Below are 24,992 nucleotides of genomic sequence, written 5' to 3'. Positions count from 1 at the left end.
GCTCAGACCTCGCTGTCCTGGGTCTCGCCCCGGGTCCAGTAGGCGGTCAGCCGGGTGTCCGCACGGTCCAGGCCCAGCGTGCCGGTGAAGTGCTGGCGCAGGGTACGGATGACGGTGCGTTCGGCGCCGCCCCAGACGCGTCCCTGGCCGGGCGGGCGGGGCAGCGCGGTGGCGTGCCGGACGAGCAGCTCGCCCGCGGGGCGGCTGCCCCGGTGCAGCCAGCGGACGTCGGCGGCGGCGCGGGTGGGCAGGTCCAGCTCCTCGTGCTCGTCGACGACTTCGGCGAGCACGGTCACCGGATGGCCCGCGGGCAGCTCCTCCAGGATGACCGCGATCGCGGGCAGGGCGGTCTCGTCGCCGAGCAGCACCGTCCAGGCGGCGTCGGGGCCGATGCGGTACCCGGGGCTGGGGCCGAACCAGATGGCCTCGTCGCCCGGGCGGGCGCGCTCGGCCCAGCCGGAGGCAAGCTGGTCGGCACCGTGCAGCACGAAGTCCATGTCGACCTCGCCGGTGGCGGGACGGTGGCGGCGGATCGTGTAGCGGCGCAGCCGCGGGCGGGAGTCGGGCAGCAGCGCGCGGGCGGCCTCGGCGGTGAAGGGCCGGGGCAGGACCACGTGCGGCTCGTAGAAGTACATCGCGACGTGCTGATCGGTGCCGTTGCTGAGGAAGGCGCCAAGTCCCGGGTCGGCGAAGGTGATTCGCGTCATACGCGGGGTGAGCCGCCGCACCCCGCTGACCCTGGTGACGTGGAGCCCTCCGGGCCTGCGGCTGACGGGGTGGTCGTGCTCGGCGGACGGCCCGCTCATCTCGGCTTCTCCTCGCTCCTGATCGACCGGCTACCGGCGTCACCGGTCAGCCAATACTTTAGGTAAGGCTAACCTCATACCTTGTGGGCCGGGGAACCGCTCCCGTCCCAAGCGCACTGGAGGAGAACAGAGATGACACGTGCACGCACCTCGGCCGTACTCGGCCGCAGGCACTTCCTCGGCGGACTGACCGGTGCCGCGGCGGCATTCGGCCTGACCGCCTGCGGCGTGAGCGAGTCGGACGACAAGGGCGGCAAGGGCGGCAGCGGCTCGAAGGGCGGCGCGAACGGCAAGGAGCGCAGCCTCAAGACGGACAACGGCACCATCACGGTCCCGGAGCACCCCAAGCGTGTCGTCGGAACCGTCAACTACGACGCGCTGATGCTGCTCGACCTCGGCATCGTCCCCGTCGGCATACCCGACGGCACCGCGCAGCAGACCCTCATGCCCGCCGAGAGCTTCGCGAAGCTCAAGGACGTGCCCACCATCGGCGCGGTCGGCACGCCCAACGCGCAGGCGGTCGCCAAGGTCAAGCCGGACTTGATCGTGGACCAGTTCTACAAGGACAAGACGGCGGCGCTGGCCAAGATCGCACCGGTCGCGTACTACGACTGGGGCAGCAGCGGCGCGCTGTGGCACGAGCAGATCGCCAAGATCGCCAAGGCGGTGAACCGCGAAGACCGGCTCACCGACGTCAAGCGCACCTACGAATCCCGCGTCAAGCAGGTGCGGACCACCTACAAGAAGCAGATCGCCGCCTCCACCTGGGCCCCGCTCAGCGGCGCCCAGGGCGGCAAGTTCTACCTGGGCTCACCCCTCCTGACCGTGATGCGCGACCTGGGCCTGAAGATCGGGGCCGGGATACCCGGCGACACGGAGACCTTCATCGAGAAGAGCTACGAGCAGCTCGACGACCTCGGCGACTGCACCGTCCTGCTGTACGTGGGCGCGTTCAGCGGCCCGCTGTCGCCGCCCACCCAGGAGCTGCTGAAGAACAAGCTGTGGAAGGACGTACCCGCGGTCAAGGCGGGCCACGCCTACCCGATCAAGCACTACGGCGTCTGCACGTACTCCTTCGCCAACGGCGCGGTGGACGAGATCGAGGCAGTCCTCAAGAAGCTCTGACCGCAAGGGAGTGCGGCAGGCGGCAGCGGTGGGCGCCGGGCAGGCGGGGCGCCCACCGCCGCGACGGCCCGGGCGACCGGCCGCGCGTACGGCCGCAGGCGCACCTGCACCCGCCGCCGTGCCCGCCGCCCGTCAGCGCGCGCGACGGCCGCGGAAGAGCACCCAGGCCAGGTACGCGCCGCCGAGCACCGCCGTGGTCACCCCCACCGGCAGCTGCACATCGCGCCGGCTCTCGTCCGCCAGCCCCGCCCAGGCCAGGAGCGTCATCAGCTGGTTGGACAGCAGGTGCGCGCCCGAGAGCAGCGCGGCTCCCGTCGCGCCCGCCGCCAGCAGGCTCACGCCCGGGCTGCGGGTGAGCATCCTGGCGATCTGCGGCGCGGCGAGGGCCACGAACGGCACCGGCCCCGCGCTCGCCACCGCCACCCCGCACAGGCCCACCCCGAGCAGGACCAGCAGCGTCCGCGTCCGCTCGACCCGGACGCCCAGCCCACGCCCCAACTCGTCGCCCAGTTCCAGCATGCGCAGCTCCCGCCCCAGCAGCAGGGCCAGCGGCAGCAGGACGGCCAGGGCCACCGCCATCGTCTGCACCGCGCCCCAGGTACGGCCGTTGAGCGTGCCGATGAGCCAGATGTGCGCGTTCTGCGCGTCGTGCAGCGTGGAGCGGGTGAGCAGGTAGGAGTTGACGGACCCGAGCATCGCGGTGACGCCGAGCCCGACCAGGACGAGCCGTACGCCGTGCACGCCGCCCCGGCTGGCCAGCAGGAACACCACCGCGGCGGTGGCCAGTCCGCCGCCGACGGCCCCGAACGCGGTCACCCCGGCCCCGCCACCTGCCACGATCACCAGGATCGCCCCGGTCGCGGCGCCGCTGTTGAAGCCGATGACGTCCGGGCTGGCCAGCGGATTGCGGGAGATGCTCTGGAAGATGGCGCCGCTCATGCCGAGCGCGCCGCCGACGAGGATCGCGAGCAGCGCCTGCGGCAGCCGTTCCTGGTTCACGAAGTACACGGCCAGTTCGTCGCCGGTGCCGACGAACAGCGCCCGTGCCACGTCCCCGGGCGGGACCCGGTAGGCCCCGGTGGACAGGCTCACCACGAGCAGCGCGCCCGCGAGCAGCAGCGCCGCCGCGCACACCGCCGCGGTGCGCCCGTGCAGCCGGACGGACAGGCGCCCCCAGCGCACGGCGGGGCGCCGTGCGGGCACCCGGGCCGCCTCGGGCGGACGGGTCTGTGTGGCCGTCACAGCGACACTCCCTTCCGGCGCCGCACCATGGCGATGAACACGGGCGCGCCGATGATCGCCGTCACTGCGCCGACCTCCAGCTCCCCCTGGGGCAGGACGACGCGGCCGACGATGTCGGCGGACAGCAGCAGCACCGAGGCCAGCAGCACGCAGTACGGCAGCATCCAGCGCAGGTCGGGCCCGGCCAGCCAGCGCGCCACCAGCGGCACCACCAGGCCGACGAAGCCCACCGGGCCGGCCGCCGCGGTCGCCGCCCCGCACAGCACGGTCACCACGACCACCGTGCCCGCCCGGGTCCGGCCGACATGCACGCCCAGGCCCCGGCCGAGGTCGTCGCCGAGCGCGAGGGAGTTGAGCGGACGGGCCAGCAACAGCGCGCCCAGGAGGCCCAGTCCGACGAACGGCACCAGATCCACGACGACCTCGGGCCGACGGCCCGCGAGCGAACCCACCATCCAGAACCGCAGGTAGTCGTAGGTCGCCGCGTCGAACACGGTGAGCCCGGCGATCAGCCCGCTCAGGCTTGCGCTGACGGCCGCGCCCGCCAGCGCGAGGCGTACAGGTGTCGGCCCGGCACGCCCGGAGGACCCCAGGACGTAGACGACGACGCTGGCGACGGCCGCGCCGAGGAAGGAGAACCACACCAGGGACATGAAGTCGCCGAACCCGAGTACACCGATCGCAAAGACCACCGCGACCGAGGCGCCCGCGTTCACGCCCAGCAGACCCGGGTCCGCCAGCGGGTTGCGGGTGAGCGTCTGCATCAGCGCACCCGCGACGCCCAGGGACGCGCCCACCAGGAGGCCCACCAGGGTGCGCGGCATGCGCAGTTCCCGGATGACGTCGGTGGTGTACGCGCCGTCGTCGTGCCACAGTGCGTTCCAGACCTGCGCGAGCGAGGTGTCCTTCGTCCCGATCCAGATACTCAGCAGGACCAGGAGGCACAGCACGCCGACGAGCACGAGCAGCCCGCCGCCACGCAGCAACGCCTGTGCGGTGCCCCGCCGTTGGACCTCTTCATCGAACACGGCGCTGCGCATGCGCGATGCCCCCTCGTCCCGCCTTCGCCCACCCGGACGGCCCGCCACCGACGACGGCACGGGCCAGTAAAGCGAGCCTAACCTTACTTCCCAGGTGAGCGGCACCGCCGCCAGCCCCCGAAGCCCACACGGCAGGTGGTTCCCATGACGCCGCACCGACTGCTGACCCGCGTCGACGGTGATGCACCGGACCGCGCGGTCGGTCGTCGGCTCGCATGGCCCGGCTGGACTCGGCGAGAAGGCGAACGAGAGATCTCGACGACTACCTTTGGCCCGTGATCAAGCTATGAGTACGCGTACTCATGCGCCCCGTGTGAGCGTGGGGCAAAGATTCATCCATGCCATCAATCCGCTTCACTGCGTCCGTCGTCATAGCCGCTGCGGGCTCTCTCGTCCTGACCGCCTGCGGCACCCGGGCGGCCTCATCCACCTCCACCACCCCGGTCGGCTCGCAGGTCACCGCCTCACCCGCCCGGCAGCCCGCCGAGAAGCAGTTCCTCGACATCCTCGAAAAGTTCGCGCGCCCATGCTCCCCCGACGCCCCCGGCGGCAGCGGCGCCGCACCAGATCCCGGGACGCTGCCCGGCGGCATCCCCAGCGGTGCAGCCCCCCGCACCGACAAGCCCGCCGGGACACCTGACGCGAACGGCGACATACCCATCCCCGTCGATGAGTCAGGTGAGACGCCCGACGAACCCGTGCAGTCCGGCCCACCACAGGAAGTCGAAGGGGCTGATGCAGTTTGAGGTGACAGGTGGGGTTACGCGGCTTGGGTCAGCTGCGTGGGGTTGATGATTTCGTATTCGACGGGGGTCAGCATGTGGCGGGAGCGTTGGCGTCTGCGGCGGTGGTAGGTCCCCTCTCTATCCAGGTGACGATCGCCGTCCGCAGTTCTTCGCGGGTGGTCCAGGAGCGGCGGTCAAGGACGTTCTGTTGCAGCAGGGAGAAGAACGATTCCATGGCGGCGTTGTCCGCGCTGGAGGCCACCCGCCCCATGGAACCGATCAACTCGTGCCGTTTCAGAGCTTTTTGAGTCTTCTTCGCGCGAAACTGGCTGCCGCGATCCGAGTGGACCACGCATCCCGCGACGTTCTGCCCGGCGGCCTTCCGCATCGCGACCGCGTTGTTGACGGCGTTCACCGCGAGCCTGGATTTCATCCGGCCGTCGATCGCGTAGCCGACGACGCGGCCGGAGGCGACGTCCTTGACCACGCAGAGGTAGAGCTTTCCCTCTCCAGTGGCATGCTCCGTGATGTCGGTCAGCCACAGCTCGTTCAGGCCGGTGGCGGTGAACTTCCGCTGCACCAGGCCGTCATGGACCGCCGGCCCTGGCCGGCGCCTGGCGGCTTTGGCCCTGCCGAAGCGCGAGAACCACCCCGCCCGCGAGCACAGGCGCCACGCGGTCCGCTCGGCCATGGCCTCACCTGCCAGTTTGGCCTCATCGGCAAGGAGCCGGTAGCCGAACTCGGGATCTTCCCCATGCGCGTTGAACAGCGCGTCGACCCGGTACGCCTCGGTGTACTCGGCATCGGTCACCGGCTTCGCCAGCCACCGGTAGTACGGCTGGCGTGCGATCCCCAAAACCCTGCACGTCACCGCCACGGGAAAGTTGTCGGCGCCATTTCACGGACGAGCGGGTAGATCATTTTCCCGGCAGATGCGCCTGCGAGAAATATGCCGCGGCCCTGCGCAGGACTTCGTTCTCCTGCTCCAACTGCCGGACCCTGCGGCGCGCTTCACGAAGATCCGCATCTTCCGGGCAGGAGGCGGCAGCAGCGGCGCGCGGGCGTTCGTCGGGCTCGCTCTCACGAAGCCAGGAGTTCAGCGTGGACGCGTTGATTCCGAAATCCTTTGCGATCCGGGCTAAGGGCTGTCCCGTAATCCGCGGTGGATCAGCGCACGGCGTCAGATGCGGTGCCCTGCAAGGCGGAGGGTCGTCCTCATACCGGGCCGTATTCGGACGATCCGACAACGCGGCAGGGGACCGTAGCTGGCGTCGTGCGCCCGCCGGGGATTACGGGACGGCCCTTAGCGTAGTCCCCGGCTCACGATTACGGGCCACGCGCACCACATCGCCCCGGAACCCACGCGGGTACGGCTTGAGCATAGCGACATCCTTCCAGCCCGCCTCCCGGCAGGCTATGACAGGTGTCACCTATCCCTGCATCAGGCCCCATCTTTGACCTGTGTTGAATCGTGGTGCGTACGCCGTGGCATGGCCTTGGCGTTGCCCGTGGCCTTCACGATATGAGTAAGTAATTGTCAAGACCTGTGGAAGGCGTGCTGATTGGTTATAGTTTGCGTGTCGTTCACTGGCTGAGGAGGACGATCACCCCGCGTCCCGTTTGGGCCGCTTCGTCCAGCCAGTCCTGCTGAAGGCTTACGGCGCCACGAAAGTGCTCGATGTCGCGGACGTCGTGCCTGGTGATGCGAGGTGGTATCACCGCGCTCACGGCGGCTTGTTCGATCTCCAGCCACGGCAGCGACCGCGCGCGTTCGAGTACTGCCCGTGTCGTTGCTGGACGCATCGAGTAGTACGTTTCGTAGTCCGAAAGCTCTATGCCAACGTCGTCGGCCAAATCCTCAGGCGGCTCCGGACACCCCGGCCCGAGGTCGTGGTAGAGGGAGCCGAGAAACGCATCGGCTTTGTCACGCAGATGATTTGGCAACTGGCGACGCAGGATCTGGTAGTAGAACCCGGCTTGCATGAAATCGTAGCCGCGGTAGTTGCGTTCGATCACGAACGGAAGATCGTCACCGGTTGGATTCTCGGGCGCATTCCAGTAGAAGTCGGTGCCGGCAGACGCCCGGCATGCCGCAACGGCGGCATCCCACTCAGCGATCAGACAGATTGCGTCAAAGCTCATGAAGCCATCGTCGCAGTTGACCTGTGTCAAGCCGCCAGGGTTTCGGGGCGTTCGACGAGGTGGCCGCGTTCGAAGCGGGCTCCGGCATCGTCTGCCGGCTGGCAGACACTACGCTGTGGCCCGCGGCCACCGCTTCATCTCGCGTGAAGGGCAGGCCTTCCCGAGTCGCCCGGGACGCGGCGCTGCCGCACCGGGACGTGCCGCGGTCCCGTTTCCCCGTCACGATCGAAGACATCGCCGTCGACGGAACGTTCCCCTCCGCGGAGTTCACGGAACGCGTCGGGGCTTGGGCCGCCGCGACGGTCGACACGTGAAGCCGCGGCACGTGACCGAATGGAGTACTAACCGTGCTGGGGGAAGCCGAGGTTGACGCCCTCGTTGTCGGCCGGGTCGGGCCAGCGGGTGGTGATGACCTTGCCCCGGGTGTAGAAGGCGATGCCGTCGTTGCCGTAGATGTGCAGGTCGCCGAAGAGGGAGTCCTTCCAGCCGCCGAAGGAGTGGTGGCCGACGGGCACCGGGATGGGCACGTTGACCCCGACCATGCCCGTCTCCACCTCCAGCTGGAAGCGCCGGGCGGCGCCGCCGTCGCGGGTGAAGACCGCGCTGCCGTTGCCCCAGGGGGAGCTGTTGATCAGGGCGAGCGCCTCGTCGTACGTCTGGGCGCGCACGACGCACAGCACCGGGCCGAAGATCTCGTCCCGGTAGGCGTCGGAGTCGGCGCGGACCTTGTCCAGCAGCGAGACGCCGAGGAAGAAGCCGCCCTCGTGGCCGGGCACGGTGAACCCGGTGCCGTCGACCACGACTTCGGCGCCCTGCGCGGCGGCGCCCCGTACGTAGGAGGCGACCTTCTCCCGGTGCTCGCCGGTGATCAGCGGGCCCATCTGGGAGTCCGGGTCGGTGCCGGGGCCGATGCGCAGCGCGGTGGCGCGCTCCGCGATCCGGGCGACCAGGTCGTCGGCGACGGGTTCGAGGGCGACGACGACGGAGACGGCCATGCAGCGTTCGCCCGCCGAGCCGTACGCGGCGCTCACCGCGCTGTCGGCCGCGTGGTCCAGATCGGCGTCGGGCAGGACGAGCATGTGGTTCTTGGCACCGCCGAGCGCTTGCACCCGCTTGCCGTGCCGTACCGCCCGCTCCTGGATGTAGCGGGCGACGGGGGTGGAGCCGACGAAGGAGACCGCCTTGACGTCCTCGTGCTCCAGGAGGCGGTCGACGGCGGGCTTGGCGCCGTTGACGACGTTCAGCACGCCGTCGGGCACGCCCGCCTCGGCGGCCAGTTCGGCCAGCCGGAAGGCGGCCGAGGGGTCCTTCTCGCTGGGCTTGAGGACGAAGGTGTTCCCGCAGGCGAGCGCCAGCGGGAACATCCACATCGGCACCATGGCCGGGAAGTTGAACGGGGTGATGCCCGCGACCACGCCCAGCGGCTGGCGCAGCGAGGCGACGTCCACCCGGCTGGACACCCCGGTGGACAGCTCCCCCTTGAGCTTCTCGGAGATGCCGCAGGCCAGTTCCACGATCTCCATCCCGCGCGCCACCTCGCCCAGCGCGTCGGAGTGCACCTTGCCGTGCTCGGCGGTGATCAGGGCGGCGATCTCGTCCCGGTGCGCGTCGAGCAGCTGGCGGTACGCGAAGAGGATCGCGGTACGCCGCGCCAGCGATGCCGTACCCCACTCCCGGTACGCCTCCTTGGCGGCGGCGACCGCCCGGTCCACGTCCTCGGCGGCGGCGAGGGCGACCCGAGTGGTCTGCACACCGGTGGCGGGGTCGTGGACGGGCGCGAAGTCGCCGGAGGCGGCGGAGGTGCCGTCGACGGGCTTGCCGCCGATCCAGTGGCCGAGGGTCTTCATGGGGAACACGCCTTTCTCGCTGCGGACTTGACGGAGCAGACAGGGAGCTGACAGGTGTGCCGCTACAGGTGCCGCCGCCGCTCCGCCGCGCGGCGCTCGTACTCCGCACGGGCCCGTACGGCGGCCGGTCTGCCGGAGACCTCGGCGACCGGGACGTCCCACCAGGCGTGCGCCACCCCCGCGCCCGCGCCGGGCGCCGCCGGGGCCGTCTCGACGTACACGCACACCGGCACCTGCGCGGCACGCGCCGTACGCAGCGCGTCCCGCAACTCCCCGGCCGTCGCGGCGCGCAGCACCCGCATGCCCAGCGACTCGGCGTTCGCGGCGAGGTCGACGGGCAGCGGGTCACCGGTGTAACGCCCGTCGGGGGCGCGGTAGCGGTAGGCGGTGCCGAAACCCTCGGCTCCGGTGGCCTCCGAGAGGCCGCCGATGGAGGCGTAGCCGTGGTTCTGGAGCAGTACGACCTTGATGGCGATGCCCTCCTGCACGGCGGTGACGATCTCGGTGGGCATCATCAGGTACGTGCCGTCCCCGACCAGCGCCCAGACGGGGCGGTGGGGGGCGGCGAGGCGGACGCCGAGGGCGGCCGGGATCTCGTAACCCATGCAGGAGTAGCCGTACTCGACGTGGTACTGGCGGGGTGAGCGGGCGCGCCACAGCTTGTGCAGGTCGCCCGGGAGCGAGCCCGCCGCGTTGATCACCACGTCGTCGTCGGTGACGACCGAGTCCAGCGCGCCCAGGACCTGGGTCTGGGTGGGGCGCGCGGTCCCGTCGGCCGGAGGGGCGGACGGATCGGCGAGCGACCCGGCGGCCGGGCCTGCGGCGAAGGCCGCGACGACCGTCTCCTCCCAACGCGCCCTGCCCTCCCGGTACTCCGCCTCGTACGCCCCCTCGACGCGGTGCCCGCGCAGCGCCGCGGTCAGCGCCTCCAGGCCGCTGCGGGCGTCGGCGACCAGAGTGGCGGCGCCCATCTTGTGCGCGTCGAAGGGGGTGATGTTGAGGTTGACGAAGCGCACGCCGGGGGCGGCGAACAGCGTGTGCGAGGCGGTGGTGAAGTCGGTGTAGCGGGTGCCGACGCCGAGGATCAGGTCGGCGCCGCGCGCGAGGTCGTCGGCGACCGCCGTACCGGTGTGCCCGATGCCGCCCATGTCCGCCGGGTGGTCGTGGCGCAGCGCGCCCTTGCCCGCCTGGGTGGACGCGACGGGGATGCCGGTGGCGTCCACCAGCGCGCGCAGCGCCGCCTGCGCCTCGCTGTGGTGCACCCCGCCGCCCGCGACGAGCAGCGGCCGGGCCGCCGACCGTACGGCCTGCGCGGCCTGGGCCAGCGCGGCGGGCTCCGGGGGCGGGCGGCGCACCGGCCAGACGCGCGGGGCGAGGAAAGCGGCCGGCCAGTCGTACGCCTCGGCCTGCACGTCCTGCGGGAGCGCGAGGGTGACCGCGCCCGTCTCGACCGGGTCGGCGAGCACCCGCATGGCCTCCAGCGCGGCCGGGACAAGGGCCTCGGGACGTACGACGCGGTCGAAGTGCCGGGAGACGGGGCGCAGCGCGTCGTTGACGGAGATGTCGCCGGCGTAGGGGACTTCGAGCTGCTGGAGCACGGGGTCGGCGGGCCGGGTGGCGAAGGTGTCGCCGGGGAGCAGGAGCACGGGCAGCCGGTTGACGCTGGCCAGGGCCGCCCCGGTGACCAGGTTGGTGGCGCCGGGGCCGATGGAGGTGGTGACGGCCTGGGCGCGCAGGCGGCCGGACTGGCGGGCGTAGCCGACGGCGGCGTGCACCATGGCCTGCTCGTTGCGGCCCTGGAGGAAGGGCAGCGCGTCGCCCGCCTCGGGGTCGCCTGGTGGGCCTGGTGGGCCTGCCGCGCCGCCGGAGCCGTGCTGCTCCACCAGCGCCTGCCCCAGGCCCGCGACGTTCCCGTGCCCGAAGATGCCCCAGCAGGCGTTGATCAGCCGCTGCCGGTGCCCGTCGCGCTCGGTGTACTGGACGGCGAGGAAGCGGACCAGGGCCTGGGCGACGGTGAGCCGCCGGGTGGCGGTCATGCCGCGCCGCCGGGTGCGGTGTAGAACGGCAGCCGCGGATCGGCCGGTTGGTCCGCCCAGCTCTCCCGGACCCAGGCGTGCTCCGGATGGTCGCGGATGAGCCACTCGCGCGCGCCGGGACCGGCCATCACGTTGAGGTAGTACATGTCGTGGCCGGGGGCGGCGATGGAGGGGCCGTGCCAGCCGTCGGGGATGAGCACCGCGTCGCCGTCGCGCACCTCGGCCAGTACGTCCGTGCCGCCGCCGCCTGGGCCGGAGGGGGTCACCCGCTGGTAGCCCAGGCCCGGGGTGGCGCCGTGCGGGGCGATCTCGAAGTAGTAGACCTCCTCCAACTCGCTCTCCTCCCCCGGCCGGGCCTCATCGTGTTTGTGCGGCGGGTAGGAGGACCAGTTGCCGCCGGGGGTCAGCACCTCGACGGCGATCAGCGCGTCGGCCTCGAACACGCCCGCCGCGGCGAAGTTGTTGACCTGCCGGGAGCAGTTGCCGGTGCCGCGCAGCTCCACCGGCACGCTCGCGGCGGGCCCGTACCGGGCCGGGAGGCGGCGCGTGCAGCGCGCGCCGGTGAGCGCGAAGCGGCCACCGGCGGCGCTGGTGATCCGCAGCTCGGCGTCGCGCGGGGCGTAGGCGAAATCGCTCACGCCGCTGAACACGCTCTCCCGCCCGTGCAGGGCGAAGCTCGCGCCGCCGCCCGCACCTTCGGGCTCCTCGTCGACCGAGACCGCGCACCCGCCGCGCAGCGGCAGCACGATCCACTCGCTGCCGCCGGTGGCGAAGGAGTGCGTGCCGCCGGGCGGCAGTTCGAGCACCCGGAGCGCGGAGAAGCCCCAGCCCGCGTCGGCCGGGGCGATGTCCAGCGCGTACGGGCCCCGCGCCGCGCTGCCGTGCGGGCGGTGGAAGGCCCGGAGGGGGCCGGGCGGCTGCGCCCCGTTCGTGTGCGTCACATCCCTCATGTACGTCACCCTCCCCCGCCCAGAGGCTGTCGGGCTACCTCTGAGCGGGCGGGAGTGCCCTGGCGCGCGTCCCCTCGGCCCCTTCGGGCCGGGGGAGACCCCATGCTTCCCGCGTTGTCGCCGGTCGCCGACGCTCCGCGTCGACTCCCTCCTCCGCCTTGGAATCGCACACACCAGACCCCGCCCGCTTTCCGATCGAAGGTAGCCCGACAGCCTCTCAGAGCAGTCCCACCGCGGTGTCCACAGCTTCCTCGACGTCTCCGTCCACCGGATAGAGCAGTGACCGCCCGGCCACCAGCCCCTGCACCGTAGGCAACCGGAGCGCCTGCCGCCATCGCTCGTACGTGTCCTCCTGCTCGCCCTCCACGTCGCCGCCCAGCAGCACGGCGGGCAGCGTGGAGGCGGCCATCACCTGCTCCATCTGGGCCGGGTCGGCGGTGACGGGCACCTTGAGCCAGGTGTAGGCGGAGGTCCCGGCCAGGCCGGAGGCGATGGAGAGCGAGGTGGCCACGCCCGTCGCGCTCAGGTCGCTCGTCGGCTTCCCGGCCACCCGGCGGGAGAGGAAGGGCTCCACGAAGACGGGCAGCCGCCGCCGGGCCATGTCGTCTATGACGCGGGCGCTGGAGTGGAGGGTGCGCAGCGAGCCCTCGTCCGAGGGGTCGATGCGCAGCAGGAGCTTGCCCGCGTCGAGGCGGAGGCGCTGGATGTCGCGGGGCCGGTAGCCGGTGAAGCGGTCGTCCAGTTCGAAGGCGGCGCCGGCGAGCCCGCCGCGGTTCATCGAGCCGATGGCTGCCTTGCCCTCCAGCGCGCCGAGCAGCAGAAGGTCCTCCAGGAGGTCGGCGGTGCCCAGCACGCCGTCCACGCCGGGGCGGGCCAGCGCGCGGCAGACCCGGTCCAGCAGATCGGCGCGGTCGGCCATCGCGAGCCGTCTGCCGCCGACGGCGAGCGCGCCGCGCGCCGGGTGGTCGGCGGCGACGATCAGCAGCCGCCCGCTGTCGCCGACGAGTGCCGGGCGGCGGGCGCGCGCCTCGGCGGCGGCGGCGATCGCCTCGGGGTGCCGGGCCCGTACGGTGGCCAGTTCGGAGATGCTGATGCTCAAGGGGAACTCGCTTTCGCGGCATGGGGGTGCGCGTGGGGTTCGTGCGCCGGGCGGGCACCGCGCGGTGGTGCCCGGCGGTCAGCGGCCCAGGAGCCCTTCCACCTCGGCCTCGGTGGGCATCGCCGACGAGCAGGCGAGCCGGGAGGCGACGAGGGCGCCGGCCGCGTTGGCGTAGCGCACGGTCCGCTCCAGCTCCCAGCCCGCCAGCAGGCCGTGGCACAGGGCGCCGCCGAAGGCGTCCCCGGCGCCCAGGCCGTTGACGACCTCGACGGGGTGCGGGGGCACTTCGGCCCGGGTGCCGTCGCGGCGCAGCGCGAGCACGCCCCGGGGGCCCTGTTTGACGACGGCCAGCTCGACGCCGGCGTCCAGCAGCGCCTCGGCGCAGGCGGCCGGGTCGCGCTCCCCGGTGGCGATCTCGCACTCGTCCACGTTGCCGACCGCGACGGTCGCGTGCGCGAGGACCTCGCGGTAGAGAGCGCGGGCACCGGCCCGCTCGGTCCAGAACATGGGGCGCCAGTCCAGGTCGAAGACGGTGGCCGTACGGCCGGTGACGCCGCCGCGGGCCGCGACGGCCGCCAGCGTCGCCGCGCGGCTCGGCTCCTCGCACAGCCCGGTGCCGGTGACCCACAGGACGCGCGCGGCCCGTACGGCCTCCAGATCCAACTCGTCCGGGTGAATGTGCAGATCGGGTGCCTTGGGGCGGCGGTAGAAGTAGAGCGGGAAGTCGTCCGGCGGGAAGATCTCGCAGAAGGTGACCGGGGTGGGCTCCGCGGGGACGGGCAGGACCCAGCGGTCGTCCACGCCGAATTCCTTGAGCGCCTGGTGGCAGTAGTCGCCGAAGGGGTCCTGGCCGGTGCGGCTGACGAGGGCCGTCCTGCGGCCGAGCCGGGCGGCGGCGACGGCGACGTTCGTCGGCGAGCCGCCGAGGAACTTGCCGAAGGTCTCCACCTCCGCCAGCCCCACGCCCGTCTGCAAGGGGTAGATGTCCACCCCGATCCGGCCCATCGTGAGGACGTCGAAGGTCTCGGTCATCGGCTGTCCCTTCCCCGATCCAGAGGTCTGGTGACGACATCACCAGGTGTAACCCGCCCTGGGAGCGCTGTCAACGCAATGTCCTTACATACGGACGTCTAGACCGTTACCGCCTCCCGCACTATCGTCGACGGAACGGGGTCCCAAGGGCTGCCGCCCAGGAAGGAGACCGCCTCGTATGACCGTCCCCCTCGACCGTCTCCGCATCGGTTCCGCCCCCGACTCCTGGGGCGTCTGGTTTCCCGACGACCCGCTCCAGGTCCCCTGGTCCCGCTTCCTGGACGAAGTCGCGCAGTCCGGTTACGACTGGATCGAACTGGGCCCCTACGGCTACCTGCCCACCGACCCCGGCCGCCTCAACGCCGAGACCGCCGCCCGCGGCCTCCGCGTCTCCGCGGGCACGGTCTTCACCGCGCTGCACCGCGGCCCGGCCGTGTGGGAGGAGACCTGGGCCCAGGTCTCCCGGGTCGCCGCGCTCACCCGGGCGACGGGCGCCCGGCACCTGGTCGCCATCCCCTCCTTCTGGCGGGACGACAAGACGGCGGAGCTGATCGAGCCGAGCGAGCTGACCTCCGAGCAGTGGCGGCAGCTGACCGGCGGCACCGAGCGGCTCGCCCGGCGGGTGCGCGAGGAGTTCGGTCTGGAGACGGTCGTGCACCCGCACGCGGACACCCACATCGACAGCGAGGAGCACGTCGCGCGCTTCCTGGACTCGACGGACTCCGGCGTGGTCAACCTCTGCCTCGACACCGGGCACTACGCCTACTGCGGCGGTGACAGCGTCCGGCTGATCGAGACCTACGGCGAGCGCATCGGCTACCTCCACCTCAAGCAGGTCGACCCCGTGGTGCTCGCCCGGGTGCGCGCGGAAGGCACGGCCTTCGGGCCCGCGGTCCGGGCGGGCGTGATGTGCGAACCTCCCCTGGGGGTGCCGGAGATGGCGCCCGTGCTGACGGCGGCGCAGCGGCTCGGCGTCGACCTGTTCGCCATCGTCGAGCAGGACATGTACCCCTGCCCGCCCGACCAGCCGCTGCCGATCGCCCGCCGCACCCGCCGCTTCCTGCGCGGCTGCGGAGCCTGAGCGCGGGCAGCGTACGGAAGAGCAGCACGACACCGCACCAGGAGAAAGCACATGACGCAGCGGGCAAGCCTCGGCGTGGCCGTCCTCGGCACCGGAATGATGGGCGCGGACCACGTCCGGCGCCTCGACCAGGTCACCAGCGGCGCCCGGGTGGCCGCCGTGATGGACATCGACGGGGAGCGCGCCCGCCGGCTCGCGGAGGAGGTCGGCGGCGGCTGCACCGCGCACACCGACGCCGCGGCGGCCCTCGCCGCGCCCGGCGTGCAAGCGGCCCTGATCGCCTCCCCCGGCCCCGCGCACGAGGCGGCCCTGCTCGACGCCCTGGAGCGCGATCTGCCGGTGCTCTGCGAGAAGCCGCTCACCCCGGACCCGCAGAGCGCCCTGCGGGTGCTGGAGACCGAGCAGAAGCTCGGCAGGCGCCGCATCCAGGTCGGCTTCATGCGGCGCTTCGACGGCGAGTTCCGCGAACTGCGGCGGCTGCTGGCGGCGGGCGACCTGGGGCGTGCGCTGCTGCTGCACTGCCGGCACCGCAACGTGCGCGTGCACGACTACTTCACCAACGAGATGCTGATCAACGACTCGGTGGTGCACGAGATGGACACCGCCCGCTGGCTGCTGGACGACGAGATCGCCGCGGTCACGGTCGTCCGGCCACGCGCCTCCGCGCTGGCACCGGAAGGGCTGGACGACCCGCAGGTGGTGCTCTTCGAGACGGCGGGCGGCGCCGTCGTCACCGTCGAGATGTTCGCGACCAGCGGCTTCGGCTACCAGGTGCAGGCGGAGGCGGTGTGCGAGCGGGGCACGGCACGGGTCGGCGAGGGGCACGGCATGCTCGTCAACTCCCCCGCGGGCTGGGGCGGTCGTATCCCCCAGGACTTCCTGGCCCGCTTCGCCGACGCCTACGACCGCGAGGTGCAGGAGTGGGTGGACGCCGCCCGCTCCGGGGAGGCCACCGGTCCCAGCGCCTGGGACGGGTACGCGGCGGCGGCGGTCTGCGCGGCGGGCGTCGAGGCGCAGACCACGGGGCGGCGGACCGGGGTGGAGATGGTGGAGCGGCCCGCGTTCTACGCCTGACGGCCGAGCGGCTGGGCGCACGCACGTACGGTCGTACGTGCGTGCGCCCGGCCGCGTGCTCAGTCCGAGCCGGGGTGTACGACCTCGTGGAGCGCGAAGTGCCCGTGCTCGTCCAGCTTCATCAGGGGCACCGCCTTGTCGATCGCGTTGCCGTTCTCGTGGAACGCGAGGAACCCGCTGGCCCCCTCCACCCGCTGCGCGCCGCGCATCAGCTGGAACATCTGGGCGACCGCCTCGCCGGAGAGCGGATTGCCCTCGTGTGAGGCCATCCGGATGGCGTGGATGGCGGCGAGCGTCGCGTCGTGGGAGACGATCGCCTGCCCGTCGTCCCGGGGATCGGCGGGGAACTTCTCGCTCAGCAGGCCGCCTTCGCGGAAGTAGTCGGCGGACGCCTTGGACACCGAGTTCTTGTCCCGCTCCCACATGTCCGGGTGTGCCACCCCGGTGTAGAACAGCTCGATGCCCTTCTTCGCCGCGACCTTCAGCTCCTTGACCGTCAAGTTGGTGACGTCGTCGCCCGACATGACGGTGAACTTCACCTTCTGGCAGGTGCGGTTGGCCAGGGAGTTGACGAACGCCATGAGGTGCTTCCCGCGGCCCGCGAAGTAGACCACCTCGGGCTTCGTCGAGCACAGGTCACGGGTGCTCCAGTACAGCTCGTTCTCCCAGTTGTCCGGGTTCTCCGTGTTGAAGGGCGCCAGCTTGCTGACGAAGCGGTGCCGGTCGTCCGCGTAGGCGCGCTCGAACTCCTCGGCCAGGGAGAGGGCGTAGCGGTTGTCCGGGTTCTTGTCCCCCACGATCACCGAGGTCCGGTAGCCCTGCTGCTTCAGGTACTCCGAGGCAGCCTCGGCCTCGTCCTTGTTGGTCGGGGCGACCCGCGCGAAGCCGGGGATGCCCGCGAAGTCGGTGGCCGTCATGTTGCTGCCGACCATGGCGATCCCGTGCGCGGAGAGCTTCTTCAGGGCCGCCTTGTTCTGCTTGTTGCTCGGGCCCAGGCCGGCCACGGCCAGCAGTTTCCGCTGCTTGTCGTCCGAGTCGCTCAGCGCGATCAGCTCGTCCACCGTGTGCTCCCACTGGTGGGAGCCGCCGCCCGAGTTGGCCACCAGCAGGCGGATGTTGGGCGAGCCGGGCTGGTCGAGCCGGTTGGCGCGCCGCTGGGCCAGGTAGGCGCCCTGAAGTTCGCGGCGGACGGACTCCTCGGAGTTCGTGTCCGTGTCCTTGCCGCTGAAGGAGGTCAGGTAGGCGATGGTGGCGTAGGTCTCCCCCGCCTTCTCCACCTTCCCGTTCTCCACCCCGATCAGCTTCTGCACCTCCTTGAGGTGCGGGGCGAAGGCGGAGTCTGCGGCCTTGCTGTCGGTGACCCCCACGCACTCGTCGGCGGGCCCGCGCTTGACCACCCCCTCCGAGCAGCGGGCCTGCCGGTCCTGGTACCAGTCCCAGGTGAGCGGTGTGCCGATGCCCAGGACGAGCAGCAGGGCCAGCCCCAGCACCGTCCTGCGCACCATGGGGCGGGTCGGACGCCACGCGATCATCTCGCACACTCCCTGGGGTCGCGTCGCCGGACTCCGGCTGTCACCGGCGTACGGCTGTCATTGGTCCCGCCACTGCTGGTAGCGCGCGGACTCGTCGTACAGCGGTACGACTCCGTCGCCGCGCAGCGCGGCCAGGTGGTCGAAGTTCCCGGCCAGCACGGAGTTGAGGCGCCTGCCGGGGTCGCTGAGCGGATCGCTCCAGATCCACCGCGCCACCACCAGCCGCTCGATCACCCCCTCCCGGGTCAGGGGGGAACCGCCGCCGCCGGGTGTGAGGGAGTCCAGCAGGCGCAGCGGCGGCTCGCGCTTGTCGAGGCTGTTGGGCGCGGAGGTGACCAGGTTGAAGTCACCGATCCACTCCTCACTGCCGCACTCGGTGAACCGGTGGCTCAGCGCGGCGGCGACCTGTGCCGTCTGGCCCAGGGCGAGCTGGTGGTAGAGCTGTTCGAGGCGCGCGGCGTCCCGCCCGGCCGCGTCGGGGGCCTCGCCCGCGCCACCCGGACCGCCCGCGCCACCCGGACCGGTCTGCCCGGACTGCCGGGCGCGGAAGTGGTCGCACAGCCGCGCATGCGCCTCCCGCCAGTGCTCCGGGTCCTGGGCCAGCTCCCACAGCAGCAGCCGCCGCAGCCACGGGTGCAGTACGGCCCGGCCCTCCTCCGCCACCGAGAGCAGCCAGCGCTCACGCAGCCGGGAGAAGAGCGGCTCGCTGCCGCCGTCCGCGCCGAACACCCGCCCGCACACGGACAGATCGCGGGCCGCGGACCACTTCAGCAGGACGGCCCGGCGGTCGCTGCCCGGCTCGTCCGCCAGTTCCTCCAGGAGGTAGCCGAGGGAGGCGAGGGCCAGGGTGGGGGCCTCCGGGTCCGGGCCGGGCACCGGTGGCGCGGGCCGCAGGCCGGGCACCTGGCGCAGCGGCAGGAACGGATCGTCGTCGGACGGCCGGAGGTCCGGGTCGGCCTGGCCGAGGGTGGCCAGCGTGTGGCGGACGGCCCAGGGCAGCCCGCCGGTCAGCCGCTGGACACCGGGGGCGACGTCCGCCCGCTGTGCGGTCGCCGCGCACTCCGCGCGGGTGTCGAAGAGGTCCAGCGGGCGCAGTTCCACCGGATACCACCAGAAGTCCGGGCCGCCGTCGCCCAGTCGGTTCTGCTGCCAGTGGGCGAGTGAGGCGCGGTCCGAGCCGACGGGCCGCAGGCCCCACTGCACGCCGGTGGACGGGCCCCACTCGGACAGCCACTGGTGCACGCTGGCGAGCGTGACCAGCGGGTCGCAGCCGCGGCGGGCCTCGCGGTCCTCCTGCCGCACCTCCAGCAGCAGTTCGAGCACGCGGCGCCCGAGCGGGGTGTGGCTGTTGTCCAGCAGCAGCAGGAAGGAGCGGTGGTTGAGCCAGCCCCGCGAGTGCTCCCGCAGGTCGTCCAGGAAGGCCCGCAGCAGGAACCGGTCGACGTCCTCGGGCCCCTTGCCCTGGCCGCTGGGCCGGTGCTGCCAGGAGTTCAGCTCGACCAGCGCGTCCGCCGGGTCCTGGCACGGCGGGATACGGCCGCCCCCGTACCAGGCGATGCCCTGGCTGATCTGCCGCCGGGGCAGCTGGCTCTGGCGCGGGGTGACGGAGGCGAGCACCGCGGCGGCGGCCTCGGACACGCCGGGCGGCGCGCCGAGGTAGACGGTCACCGCGTCCGCCAGCGGGCCGAGGAAGCTCCCGTGCCGCTGCTCCCTGGCCCGCAGTTCGCCGCGGATCAGGCGGGGCAGCTCGCGCCGGTCCTGGGCGCGGTGGAGGGCGTCCAGCGGGGTGCCGGTGGCGAGCAGGCCGACGATCAGCCGGGGGAAGCTGGGCTCCTTGTAGTCGGTCTGGCTGCGGCCCAGCTCCCGCGCCAGGGCGCCGAGTACGGCCCGTACGCCCAGGCCCGCGCCGGCGTCGAAGTTGAAGTAGGCGCACGGGGTGCGCGGGGCGAACACGCGCTTGGCCGCGGCGTGCGTCTCGCTGGCGCCTATGCCGCTCGGCCCGAGCAGGACCGTCAGCGGGCGGTCTGCCTCGCGGGGCAGCGCGAGGCCATCGCGGATCAGCTCCAGCACGGGTGTGCGCCCGCGCAGGCCGCCCAGGTGCTCCGGCATGGACTCGCCCACCCCCGTCCGCTGTCGTCCCGCCTCGTCCGGCTCCGGGGAATCCGCGGAGCCCGGCCGGTACCACCCCCGCGCCCGCGCCCCTCCACGCCGCCCGCCGAGCGGAAACTACCCACCGTCCATCATCCGTCACGACGGTAACCGATTCACGTGTCCTCGGTCACAAACGGCCAACAGGCCCGCCTGTCCCCCGTGTCGCTCCGCCCGGTACGCGCAGGCTGCGGCTCGATCAACCGTCGCTTCGTGGGAGGTACCGAGAATGGCTGACCGTCGGCTCTGGTCGTACCGGGAGATCGCCGCGCACATCCGGGTCAAGCCGGACACCGTGCGCTCCTACCGCAAGCACGGGTTGCTGCCGCCGCCGGACCTCGTGGAGGACGGGCGGCCCTACTGGTTCGCCGACACCGTGCGGGACTGGGTGCAGCGCAGGCCGGGGAACCGGAACGGCGGCCGATGAGATGTACCAAATACCCTTGGGGGGTATATGCTGGTCCCTACGCGGCCCACCGGGCCGCACGCAGGACCCGAGCGACAGGAGCGCAGCCATGAGCACCGCCAGCCCCACCAGCACCGTCACCACGACCTACCGCGTCACCGGCATGACCTGCGGCCACTGCGAAGGCGCGGTGCGCAGCGAGGTGTCCGGCATCGAGGGCGTCTCCGACGTGCAGGCCGTCGCCTCGACCGGCCTGGTGACCGTCACCTCGGCAAGCGAGCCGGACGACGAGGCCGTCCGCGCGGCCGTGGACGAGGCGGGGTACGAACTCGCCGGGCGGGCGTGACCGCCTGATCCGGCCATCCGGCCCCGGGCTCCCGGACACACGAAGGACCCGGGGGCCGGAGCGCCCGAGAGCGTGCAGAGTGCGAGAGCACGGAAAACGCCCCGCGACAGGTCCCCCCACGGGCCTGCCTACGGGGCGTTTCCTTGTCCCGGTCATGGATTCCCCCCACGGGATCCTGGCCGGGCGCCTGCCAGGTGTGCCTGCGCCGGGAGGGCCGCTCAAGGCTGCCCGGGCACACACACCGCTTGGCGCCGACTCCGCCGGGTGCCGACGCCACCCCGTTAGACCCTCGACCCCCCGCAATGGTTACCCCCCAATTTTGTGACCTGCGTCTCACCCGAAAAGACACAAGCGGAGGGCTCCGATCCGATTGGACCGGAGCCCTCCGTTGCGCGGGCCGATTGCCCGGAATGCGGGACTTCGCGGGGCCGCGCGGGATCTTCCGTACGCCTCAGCGGGCCCCGGTGGGAATCAGCGGGCCTCGACCGGGACGTAGTCCCGCTCGACCACGCCGGTGTAGATCTGCCGCGGGCGGCCGATCCGGGAACCGGGCTCCTTGATCATCTCGTGCCACTGCGCGATCCAGCCCGGCAGCCGCCCGAGCGCGAACAGCACGGTGAACATGCTCGTCGGGAAGCCCATGGCGCGGTAGATGAGCCCGGTGTAGAAGTCGACGTTGGGGTAGAGCTTGCGCTCGACGAAGTAGTCGTCGCTCAGCGCGCGCTCCTCCAGGCGGAGCGCGATGTCGAGCAGTTCGTCGCTCTTGCCGAGCGCCGAGAGGACCTCGTGCGCCGCCGCCTTGATGATCTTCGCCCGGGGGTCGAAGTTCTTGTAGACGCGGTGCCCGAAGCCCATCAGCTTCACGCCGTCTTCCTTGTTCTTCACCTTGCGGATGAAGGAGTCGACGTCGCCGCCGGTCGCCTGGATGCTCTCCAGCATCTCCAGCACGCTCTGGTTCGCACCACCGTGCAGCGGGCCCCACAGCGCGTTGATGCCGGCCGAGATCGAGGCGAACATGTTCGCCTGCGAGGAGCCGACCAGGCGGACGGTGGAGGTCGAGCAGTTCTGCTCGTGGTCCGCGTGCAGGATCAGCAGCTTGTCGAGGGCGCTGACGACGACCGGGTCGAGGTCGTACTCCGCGGCGGGCACCGAGAAGGTCATCCGCAGGAAGTTCTCGACGTACCCCAGCTCGTTGCTCGGGTAGACCACCGGGTGGCCGACGGATTTCTTGTAGGCGTAGGCCGCGATCGTCGGCAGCTTGGCCAGCAGCCGGATGGTCGAGAGGTGCCGCTGCTCCTCGTCGAACGGGTTGTGGCTGTCCTGGTAGAACGTCGACAGCGCGCTGACCACGGAGGAGAGCATCGCCATCGGGTGCGCGTCACGCGGGAAGCCGTCGTAGAAGCGCTTGACATCCTCGTGCAGCAGCGTGTGCTGGGTGATCTCGTTCTTGAAGTGGGAGAGCTGGTCGACGGTGGGCAGCTCGCCGTTGATCAGCAGGTAGCCCGTCTCGATGAACGAGCCGCGCTCGGCCAGCTGCTCGATCGGATACCCGCGGTAGCGCAGGATGCCGTTCTCGCCGTCGAGATAGGTGATCGCGGACTTGTACGCGGCGGTGTTGCCGTAACCGGAGTCCAGGGTCACCAGACCGGTCTCGGCGCGCAGCTTGCCGATGTCGAAGCCACGGTCACCGACCGTGCTGTCCACGACCGGATAGCTGTACTCGCCGTCCCCGTAGCGCAGTACTACAGCGTCGTCACTTGCGCGGTGTTCGCTCACGTCATCCCTCACCGGACGTAGTGCCTCATCTTCGAGGTGCCCTGACTCTTCCACTGTCCCCCATTTGGTGCCGTGCGGTGCACTCGGGGTCGGCCAAAGGGCTCCATGGTGGCACGGAGTGCCGCCTTAAGGACCATCCTGCACCCTGACGGCCCGCTGGTCACCCCCTGGCACCACCGGGCGCCGGGGGCGGCGCCCCCCGCAGCCGGTGATCCAGCGCTGTGCAGCGGCGGCCCGCCGAGACCGTACGCACGGCCTGCCCCAGGGCCCGGTCCGAGCCGACCAGCACGACCAGCCGCTTGGCCCGGGTCACCGCCGTGTAGAGCAGGTTGCGCTGGAGCATCATCCACGCACTCGTGGTGACCGGCACGACGACCGCCGGGTACTCGCTGCCCTGCGAGCGGTGGATGGTGACCGCGTAGGCGTGCGCCAGCTCGTCCAGCTCGTCGAAGTCGTACGGCACCTCCTCGTCCTCGTCCGTACGCACGGTCATCCGCTGGTCGTCCGTGCTCAGCGCGGTGACGACGCCGACGGTGCCGTTGAACACGCCGTTCGCGCCCTTGTCGTAGTTGTTCCTGATCTGCGTCACCTTGTCGCCCACGCGGAAGACCCGGCCGCCGAAGCGCTTCTCGGGCAGCTCCGGGCGGCCGGGCGCCAGCGCCTGCTGGAGCAGCCCGTTCAGCGCGCCCGCCCCCGCCGGCCCGCGGTGCATCGGGGTGAGGACCTGTACGTCGCGGAGCGGATCGAGGCCGAACTTGGCCGGGATGCGGCGCGCCACCACGTCCACGGTCAGCCGCCCGGCCTCCTCCGTGTCGTCCTCGGAGAAGAGGAAGAAGTCGGGCAGGCCCCGAGTGATCGGCCGCACACCGGAGTTGATGCGGTGCGCGTTGGTCACCACCCCCGACTGCTGCGCCTGCCGGAAGATGCGGGTGAGCCGCACGGCGGGCACCGGGCCGCCCTCGGCCAGCAGGTCCCGCAGCACCTCGCCCGCCCCGACCGAGGGCAGCTGGTCGACGTCCCCCACCAGCAGCAGGTGGGCGCCGGGCGGCACCGCCTTGATCAGCTTGTTGGCCAGCAGCAGGTCGAGCATCGAGGCCTCGTCCACCACCACCAGGTCGGCCTCCAGCGGCCGGTCCCTGTCGTACGCCGCGTCGCCGCCCGGCTTCAGCTCCAGCAGCCGGTGCACGGTGGACGCCTCCGCGCCGGTCAGCTCGGAGAGCCGCTTGGCGGCCCGCCCGGTGGGCGCGGCCAGCAGCACCTTCGCCTTCTTGGCACGGGCCAGCTCCACCACCGACCGCACGGTGAACGACTTCCCGCAGCCGGGCCCGCCGGTGAGCACCGCGACCCGCTCGGTCAGCGCCAGCCGGACGGCCTGCTGCTGCTCGGGCGCCAGCTCCGCCCCCGTACGGCCCGCCAGCCAGCCCAGCGCACGGTCCCAGTCGACGTCGCGGAAGGCGGGCAGCCGCTCCTCCGGCGTGCGCAGCAGGCGCAGCAGCTGGGCGCCCAGGGAAAGCTCCGCGCGGTGGAAGGGCACCAGGTAGACGGCCGTGACCGGCTGCCCCTCCGGGCCGGGGACGCTCTCACGCACCACGCCCTCCGGATCGGCGGCCAGCTCGCCCAGGCACTCGATGACCAGGCCGGTGTCGACCTGGAGGAGCTTGACCGCGTCCGAGATCAGCTGCTCCTCGGGAAGGAAGCAGTGCCCCTGGTCCGTGGACTGCGAAAGGGCGTACTGGAGGCCCGCCTTGACGCGCTCGGGGCTGTCGTGCGGGATGCCGACGGCCTGCGCGATGCGGTCGGCGGTCAGGAACCCGATGCCCCAGACGTCGGCCGCCAGCCGGTAGGGCTGCTGCCGCACCACGGAGATGGAGGCGTCGCCGTACTTCTTGTAGATCCGCACGGCGATGGAGGTGGAGACCCCGACTCCCTGGAGGAAGATCATCACCTCCTTGATGGCCTTCTGCTCCTCCCAGGCGGCGGCGATCATCCTGGTGCGCTTGGGGCCGAGGCCGGGCACCTCGATCAGCCGGGCCGTGCCCGCCTCGATGACCTCCAGGGTGTCCAGCCCGAAGTGGTCCACGATCCGCTCGGCGATCTTCGGGCCGATGCCCTTGATCAGCCCGGAGCCCAGGTAGCGCCGGATGCCCTGGACGGTGGCCGGGAGCACCGTCGTGTAGTTCTCCACGGTGAACTGCCGGCCGTACTGGGCGTGCGAGCCCCAGCGGCCCTCCATCCGCAGCGACTCGCCCACCTGGGCGCCGAGCAACGAGCCGACCACCGTGAGCAGTTCACCGCCGCCGCGGCCGGTGTCCACCCTGGCCACGGTGTAGCCGTTGTCCTCGTTGGCGTAGGTGATGCGCTCCAGGACGCCTTCGAGCACCGCGAGTTCGACCGACATGTCACCGACGGTAGTGCCGGGCACCGACAGTCGCGAGGTCCGTTGGGCCGTTCGGCACCGGAAGTCCGCGTTCCGTCCTGGTGGAGTACAACTTCCGGCGCTGAAACCCCGGTTGCCGAAATCCGTTGTCACGATAGGATCTCGGCCCCTTGCCCCCGTCTCCCAGCGCCGTTTTAATCTCCGATGT

At 71.8% G+C, this 24,992-nt stretch carries 21 protein-coding genes; 7 read left to right on the top strand and 14 right to left on the bottom strand.

What is annotated here, in order from left to right:
* Positions 1–2: 2 nt before the first annotated feature.
* Entirely contained in the window at positions 3–806 is an 804-nt protein-coding gene (locus H299_RS0101190) for a siderophore-interacting protein (protein WP_027746920.1), read from the bottom strand.
* Between the two features lie 132 nt (positions 807–938).
* On the opposite strand from H299_RS0101190, the gene H299_RS0101185 reads away from it, so the two are divergent.
* Positions 939–1,931 carry an ABC transporter substrate-binding protein gene (locus tag H299_RS0101185; protein ID WP_106965690.1) on the top strand — a complete coding sequence of 331 codons (993 nt, stop codon included), beginning with the start codon at positions 939–941 and terminating at the stop codon, positions 1,929–1,931.
* Between the two features lie 132 nt (positions 1,932–2,063).
* Here the strand turns inward: H299_RS0101185 and H299_RS0101180 are convergent, their stop codons facing one another.
* Both H299_RS0101180 and H299_RS0101175 read right to left on the bottom strand, forming a co-directional pair.
* Complete coding sequence (locus tag H299_RS0101180; RefSeq protein ID WP_027746918.1) at positions 2,064–3,173, bottom strand: iron chelate uptake ABC transporter family permease subunit; 1,110 nt, start codon at positions 3,171–3,173, stop codon at positions 2,064–2,066.
* Positions 3,170–4,213, bottom strand: a complete 1,044-nt coding sequence (locus H299_RS0101175) for an iron chelate uptake ABC transporter family permease subunit (RefSeq protein WP_051262001.1) — start codon at positions 4,211–4,213, stop codon at positions 3,170–3,172. Before H299_RS0101175 ends, H299_RS0101180 begins: the two co-directional genes overlap by 4 nt.
* 338 nt (positions 4,214–4,551) lie before the next feature.
* Between H299_RS0101175 and H299_RS37915 the strand changes: the two genes are divergently transcribed.
* Entirely contained in the window at positions 4,552–4,959 is a 408-nt protein-coding gene (locus tag H299_RS37915) for a hypothetical protein (RefSeq protein ID WP_486587105.1), read from the top strand.
* A 67-nt stretch (positions 4,960–5,026) separates the two neighbouring features.
* Here the strand turns inward: H299_RS37915 and H299_RS38835 are convergent, their stop codons facing one another.
* Both H299_RS38835 and H299_RS0101160 read right to left on the bottom strand, forming a co-directional pair.
* A complete protein-coding gene (locus H299_RS38835) occupies positions 5,027–5,815 on the bottom strand; it encodes an IS3 family transposase (protein WP_106965689.1) in 789 nt (262 codons plus the stop codon).
* Positions 5,816–6,522: 707 nt separating this feature from the next.
* Positions 6,523–7,080: a hypothetical protein gene (locus tag H299_RS0101160; protein WP_027746915.1), complete on the bottom strand. Its 558-nt coding sequence runs from the start codon at positions 7,078–7,080 to the stop codon at positions 6,523–6,525.
* Positions 7,081–7,103: 23 nt separating this feature from the next.
* Here H299_RS0101160 and H299_RS40100 point away from each other — a divergent pair, with 23 nt between their 5' ends.
* Positions 7,104–7,394, top strand: a complete 291-nt coding sequence (locus H299_RS40100) for a hypothetical protein (protein WP_486587104.1) — start codon at positions 7,104–7,106, stop codon at positions 7,392–7,394.
* A 27-nt stretch (positions 7,395–7,421) separates the two neighbouring features.
* Here the strand turns inward: H299_RS40100 and H299_RS0101150 are convergent, their stop codons facing one another.
* From H299_RS0101150 to iolC, 5 genes are all read right to left on the bottom strand, one after another.
* Positions 7,422–8,927 carry a CoA-acylating methylmalonate-semialdehyde dehydrogenase gene (locus H299_RS0101150; RefSeq protein WP_027746914.1) on the bottom strand — a complete coding sequence of 502 codons (1,506 nt, stop codon included), beginning with the start codon at positions 8,925–8,927 and terminating at the stop codon, positions 7,422–7,424.
* 62 nt (positions 8,928–8,989) lie between these two features.
* Positions 8,990–10,963 (bottom strand): 3D-(3,5/4)-trihydroxycyclohexane-1,2-dione acylhydrolase (decyclizing), encoded by a 1,974-nt coding sequence (gene iolD, locus H299_RS0101145; RefSeq protein WP_027746913.1) that lies wholly within the window; start codon positions 10,961–10,963, stop codon positions 8,990–8,992.
* Positions 10,960–11,913 carry a 5-deoxy-glucuronate isomerase gene (gene iolB, locus H299_RS31485; protein ID WP_051262000.1) on the bottom strand — a complete coding sequence of 318 codons (954 nt, stop codon included), beginning with the start codon at positions 11,911–11,913 and terminating at the stop codon, positions 10,960–10,962. The genes iolD and iolB overlap by 4 nt, the downstream gene beginning before the upstream one ends.
* 217 nt (positions 11,914–12,130) lie before the next feature.
* Positions 12,131–13,012 carry a Cgl0159 family (beta/alpha)8-fold protein gene (locus H299_RS0101135; RefSeq protein ID WP_027746912.1) on the bottom strand — a complete coding sequence of 294 codons (882 nt, stop codon included), beginning with the start codon at positions 13,010–13,012 and terminating at the stop codon, positions 12,131–12,133.
* 78 nt (positions 13,013–13,090) lie between these two features.
* Positions 13,091–14,044 carry a 5-dehydro-2-deoxygluconokinase gene (iolC, locus tag H299_RS0101130; RefSeq protein WP_027746911.1) on the bottom strand — a complete coding sequence of 318 codons (954 nt, stop codon included), beginning with the start codon at positions 14,042–14,044 and terminating at the stop codon, positions 13,091–13,093.
* A 178-nt stretch (positions 14,045–14,222) separates the two neighbouring features.
* Here iolC and H299_RS0101125 point away from each other — a divergent pair, with 178 nt between their 5' ends.
* Positions 14,223–15,125 (top strand): sugar phosphate isomerase/epimerase family protein, encoded by a 903-nt coding sequence (locus H299_RS0101125; RefSeq protein ID WP_027746910.1) that lies wholly within the window; start codon positions 14,223–14,225, stop codon positions 15,123–15,125.
* Between the two features lie 51 nt (positions 15,126–15,176).
* Positions 15,177–16,199 carry a Gfo/Idh/MocA family protein gene (locus H299_RS0101120; RefSeq protein ID WP_027746909.1) on the top strand — a complete coding sequence of 341 codons (1,023 nt, stop codon included), beginning with the start codon at positions 15,177–15,179 and terminating at the stop codon, positions 16,197–16,199.
* A 59-nt stretch (positions 16,200–16,258) separates the two neighbouring features.
* Here the strand turns inward: H299_RS0101120 and H299_RS31480 are convergent, their stop codons facing one another.
* Both H299_RS31480 and H299_RS0101110 read right to left on the bottom strand, forming a co-directional pair.
* Entirely contained in the window at positions 16,259–17,731 is a 1,473-nt protein-coding gene (locus H299_RS31480) for a type 1 periplasmic-binding domain-containing protein (protein WP_037757231.1), read from the bottom strand.
* Positions 17,732–17,788: 57 nt separating this feature from the next.
* Positions 17,789–19,840 carry a hypothetical protein gene (locus tag H299_RS0101110; protein WP_158692246.1) on the bottom strand — a complete coding sequence of 684 codons (2,052 nt, stop codon included), beginning with the start codon at positions 19,838–19,840 and terminating at the stop codon, positions 17,789–17,791.
* Between the two features lie 268 nt (positions 19,841–20,108).
* Here H299_RS0101110 and H299_RS0101105 point away from each other — a divergent pair, with 268 nt between their 5' ends.
* Positions 20,109–20,306 carry a MerR family transcriptional regulator gene (locus tag H299_RS0101105; RefSeq protein ID WP_027746907.1) on the top strand — a complete coding sequence of 66 codons (198 nt, stop codon included), beginning with the start codon at positions 20,109–20,111 and terminating at the stop codon, positions 20,304–20,306.
* An 88-nt stretch (positions 20,307–20,394) separates the two neighbouring features.
* On the top strand, positions 20,395–20,631 hold the full coding sequence (locus H299_RS0101100; RefSeq protein WP_027746906.1) for a heavy-metal-associated domain-containing protein: 237 nt from the start codon (positions 20,395–20,397) through the stop codon (positions 20,629–20,631).
* Between the two features lie 471 nt (positions 20,632–21,102).
* On the opposite strand, the gene H299_RS0101095 is transcribed toward H299_RS0101100, so the two are convergent.
* The gene (locus tag H299_RS0101095) at positions 21,103–22,419 is read right to left on the bottom strand and encodes a citrate synthase (protein WP_078512365.1); all 1,317 of its coding nucleotides are present in this window, start codon (positions 22,417–22,419) and stop codon (positions 21,103–21,105) included.
* A 148-nt stretch (positions 22,420–22,567) separates the two neighbouring features.
* Positions 22,568–24,805 (bottom strand): SF1B family DNA helicase RecD2, encoded by a 2,238-nt coding sequence (gene recD2, locus H299_RS31475; RefSeq protein WP_037757226.1) that lies wholly within the window; start codon positions 24,803–24,805, stop codon positions 22,568–22,570.
* Between the last annotated feature and the right edge of the window lie 187 nt (positions 24,806–24,992).

Source organism: Streptomyces sp. CNH287 (assembly GCF_000424825.1).
The sequence above is the reverse complement of the archived record's forward strand: the minus strand, read 5'-3'. Positions and strand labels throughout refer to the sequence as shown.

Bases quoted from the DNA above. Each gene is read 5' to 3' on its own strand.
- H299_RS0101190 (WP_027746920.1), bottom strand. From the start codon at position 806: ATGAGCGGGCCGTCCGCCGAGCACGACCACCCCGTCAGCCGCAGGCCC.
- H299_RS0101185 (WP_106965690.1), top strand. From the start codon at position 939: ATGACACGTGCACGCACCTCGGCCGTACTCGGCCGCAGGCACTTCCTC.
- H299_RS0101175 (WP_051262001.1), bottom strand. From the start codon at position 4,213: ATGCGCAGCGCCGTGTTCGATGAAGAGGTCCAACGGCGGGGCACCGCA.
- H299_RS37915 (WP_486587105.1), top strand. From the start codon at position 4,552: ATGCCATCAATCCGCTTCACTGCGTCCGTCGTCATAGCCGCTGCGGGC.
- H299_RS0101160 (WP_027746915.1), bottom strand. From the start codon at position 7,080: ATGAGCTTTGACGCAATCTGTCTGATCGCTGAGTGGGATGCCGCCGTT.
- H299_RS0101150 (WP_027746914.1), bottom strand. From the start codon at position 8,927: ATGAAGACCCTCGGCCACTGGATCGGCGGCAAGCCCGTCGACGGCACC.
- iolD (WP_027746913.1), bottom strand. From the start codon at position 10,963: ATGACCGCCACCCGGCGGCTCACCGTCGCCCAGGCCCTGGTCCGCTTC.
- iolB (WP_051262000.1), bottom strand. From the start codon at position 11,913: ATGAGGGATGTGACGCACACGAACGGGGCGCAGCCGCCCGGCCCCCTC.
- iolC (WP_027746911.1), bottom strand. From the start codon at position 14,044: ATGACCGAGACCTTCGACGTCCTCACGATGGGCCGGATCGGGGTGGAC.
- H299_RS0101125 (WP_027746910.1), top strand. From the start codon at position 14,223: ATGACCGTCCCCCTCGACCGTCTCCGCATCGGTTCCGCCCCCGACTCC.
- H299_RS0101120 (WP_027746909.1), top strand. From the start codon at position 15,177: ATGACGCAGCGGGCAAGCCTCGGCGTGGCCGTCCTCGGCACCGGAATG.
- H299_RS31480 (WP_037757231.1), bottom strand. From the start codon at position 17,731: ATGATCGCGTGGCGTCCGACCCGCCCCATGGTGCGCAGGACGGTGCTG.
- H299_RS0101110 (WP_158692246.1), bottom strand. From the start codon at position 19,840: ATGCCGGAGCACCTGGGCGGCCTGCGCGGGCGCACACCCGTGCTGGAG.
- H299_RS0101105 (WP_027746907.1), top strand. From the start codon at position 20,109: ATGGCTGACCGTCGGCTCTGGTCGTACCGGGAGATCGCCGCGCACATC.
- H299_RS0101100 (WP_027746906.1), top strand. From the start codon at position 20,395: ATGAGCACCGCCAGCCCCACCAGCACCGTCACCACGACCTACCGCGTC.
- recD2 (WP_037757226.1), bottom strand. From the start codon at position 24,805: ATGTCGGTCGAACTCGCGGTGCTCGAAGGCGTCCTGGAGCGCATCACC.